Here is a 3,044-nt window from a genome sequence, read left to right on the forward strand (position 1 = left end):
AAAAAAAGATATTATTAACTCCATTTCAGGTTCACCTCCTCCCTGTTAAGGCAGGAGAAAGGCAGCAAATTCATTATACCACACACATCGAATAAAGTCAAAAAAAGGAAGTCTTACTACGTAATGACTTCCTTTTTTGTAATTCGCCAATGGCGAATTGATCAAATCTCCAAATCATAACTTTGGCTGTTTTTCTTTTGTGTGGAATTATGAGAGTTAAGTTTCTGCCTGTCAGCTTCGGTTTCCAGTTCAAAGGACTTAACATTGTCCTTACCCAGAAGATTTTCCTTGTTGTCAAGATTAAGCTGTCTGTCCAGTTCAGACTGCCTTGCAAGTTTTGTTTTCAGTTCCTGTTCTTTTAAAAACGGCTTTGCAAGTTCAGCCTTAGAGTTCTCAAGCTGAGTATTAAGAGCTTCAATTTCAGACTTGTATTCGTCGATCTTTTCGGGAATGTGATTTATTGCATTGTCAATTCTGGTAAGATTTCCTGTATCACTGCTGCTAAGAGTGATTCTGTAGCTGCCCTTACCCTTAATATCCATTTTTATGTCGTTTGACAGTGCGTCAAAGAAAACATCAAGCCTAAATCCTCTGTACTGTCCGATCTCAGTTCTTGCATTTGGGTTTCCGGTAAGCGCTTTTGCAGCAGCTTCTATCAGAGCAGTTCCGGCTTCTTTTTTGTCTGCATAAACATGATCGTTTATTGTCATTCCGGAGAATATAATATTTCCTTCACCGTCACGCTTCAGAGGGTTTTGCTCGGTAATTTTTGAATCAGCCAGAACGGCATTTAAATTTTCTTTTGCTTTTGCAATACTTTCGGGAATATGCTTTAAAACATTGTCCTCAAGCTTGTAACGCTGATTCAGATATGCCGATTTTAAAGTCTGAAGCTTGTGAACTTCTATATCAATTTCCATTTTTTCACGGATAAGCGGATTACCTGCACAAAGTGCTTTGACCTCTGCAAATTCCATTTCCGACTGTGAAACATCCTCGCAGACTCTCACAGGATTTTTGCTTGTCATGATCTGAGAAATAAAGCCTTGCTTAGTTTCAAGGGTTTGGAAACGATATGCGTCAAAGGTATCCTCCGTAACATAACGGTAGAGGTGTACCTTCGGATTTTCGTTGCCCTGTCTGACCGTTCTTCCTGCCCTCTGCTCCAAATCTGACGGACGGTCGAGTAGGTCAGCGGTATTACTACCGCCTTCCCCTCTAAGAACCGTACATGAGAGTTTCCCCTCATACGGCTCAAGCAATTCAAAGCATCTACCAATATAGATGCCGGCTAGTCAACTAACGATTTTGTTTATAGCATTTGTCATGTACGAGATAGCGGACAATCTGTCCATTTTCTTTTTTGTTCCCGTACATTCCACTGTGTTTCGGCAGTGATTGGCTGACCGCATAGCGGACACTTCCTTTCCTGCTTATTCCACATATAAAGCAAAGATTTCCTTCCTTTCAGAGACAACAGCATTTTGTATGTCATTCTCTCCTCAAAATACTCCTTCCACTCTGCATCAAACGGGTTTGCTTCACCCTTGATTTTCTTATGCCGCAGGATTTTAGTCTCAAAGGCAAGTTTCAATGGAAAAATATCTTTTCTTCCATTCTTTTCTGATTCCACAAGGAATCTCCACCGTCTTGTTTTGTAGAAATGAAAGTATTTGTTTGCAATCCAGCGTTTTCCCTTTTTCGGATGCCGCCTTTTCGCCCACTGCCATAATTTGCGGAATATCTGGTCGTCCACTCTCTGGAACGTCTTTGATGACGCTCCGCATCTGTAATAATTCGCCCAGCCTGTAATCTTTGGATTTAAGAGCCTTATCAATGTTTCCTGCCTACAGGACTTATTGCTGTCAATCGTATAACGGATTCCGTCTAAAAACTTCTTCACACATTTCTTTGACGGCTGTGTCAGCAGAACGCCTTTAAACTTTCTGATGTTAAAGCCAAGAAAATCAAAACCGTCGCCAATGTGTGTGATAACCGTTTTTTCTTCTGACAACTCCAAACCTCTTTCAGCAAGAAATTCTACCAACATAGGTTTAATTTCTCTTTCCAAAACTTCCTTTTCTGCACTTGTGATAATAAAATCATCCGCATAGCGTACAAGGTTCACCATAGGCGAATACTGTTTCCCACCTTTGGAATATCGCCTGTACTTTCGTGCGAGAATTGGCTGGATACCGTCTAATGTCATGTTTGCAAGTGTTGGTGAGATAATTCCACCCTGCATCGTGCCTTCTTCAGTTCTATATAATTCCCCTTTGAAGATAACTCCGCATTTCAACCATTTCTTCAATACCCTTTTGTCAGTCGGGATATTTGCAAGCAGCCATTCGTGGCTGATATGGTCGAAGCACCCTTTAATATCGCCCTCTAAAATCCATTGCGGCGAATATCCATGTGACAGGACTGTGTGGCATTGCTGGATGGCATCCTGACAGCACCTTTCTTTTCTAAACCCATAAGAATGAGGGTCTGCCGTCATTTCTGCCAATGGCTCAAGAGCCAGCAGATACAATGCCTGCATTGCTCTGTCTTTCATTGTTGGTATTCCTAACGGACGTAACTTTCCATTCGCTTTCTTAATAAATACTCTGCGCAATGGCTGTGGTTTGTAACCGTTCCTTTTTAAGTCCAGAACGGCTTCATACTTTGCTTTGTCGGTAGACCATAAAACTCCGTCTACTCCCGGTGTTTTCTTACCTTCGTTAGTTGTCACTCTTTTTACAGCGATAGCTTTTGCCGCAAAAGAATGTGTCAGCGTCCACTGCAAAGACTGCACTTTGCCGTGTCTGCCTTCTTTCCTAGCCTTTACAATACGTTCCTGTAGCTTTTTAACCTGTGCTTCGCATTTCTTCCAGTCAATGGATTTCCATGCAAAACCATGGTCAGCAGCCGCACACGTTGTTTGATTAACGTTCATTTGCTTTGCTCCTTTCAAAAGTTCTATAAGCTTCTTGTAAAGAATTACCTAACGTAGAAGTCTGCACCCTTTCGGGTCAGGGCAAATCTTGAACCCCTATCCACTC

2 protein-coding genes are annotated in these 3,044 nt (G+C 41.8%); both read right to left on the minus strand.

Annotated features, from left to right (window positions below; all coding sequences use genetic code 11):
- Positions 1 to 161: 161 nt before the first annotated feature.
- The gene (locus tag OCV67_RS12940) at positions 162 to 1,262 is read right to left on the minus strand and encodes a helicase (RefSeq protein WP_178085169.1); all 1,101 of its coding nucleotides are present in this window, start codon (positions 1,260 to 1,262) and stop codon (positions 162 to 164) included.
- Between the two features lie 62 nt (positions 1,263 to 1,324).
- A complete protein-coding gene (gene ltrA, locus OCV67_RS12945; RefSeq protein ID WP_262644642.1) occupies positions 1,325 to 2,938 on the minus strand; it encodes a group II intron reverse transcriptase/maturase in 1,614 nt (537 codons plus the stop codon).
- Positions 2,939 to 3,044 lie beyond the last annotated feature (106 nt).

This window comes from Porcipelethomonas ammoniilytica, from assembly GCF_025567485.1.
Classification (GTDB): Bacteria; Bacillota; Clostridia; order Oscillospirales; family Ruminococcaceae; genus Porcipelethomonas; species Porcipelethomonas ammoniilytica.

Coding starts and splice junctions, on each gene's coding strand:
- ltrA (WP_262644642.1), bottom strand. CDS start 2,938: ATGAACGTTAATCAAACAACGTGTGCGGCTGCTGACCATGGTTTTGCA.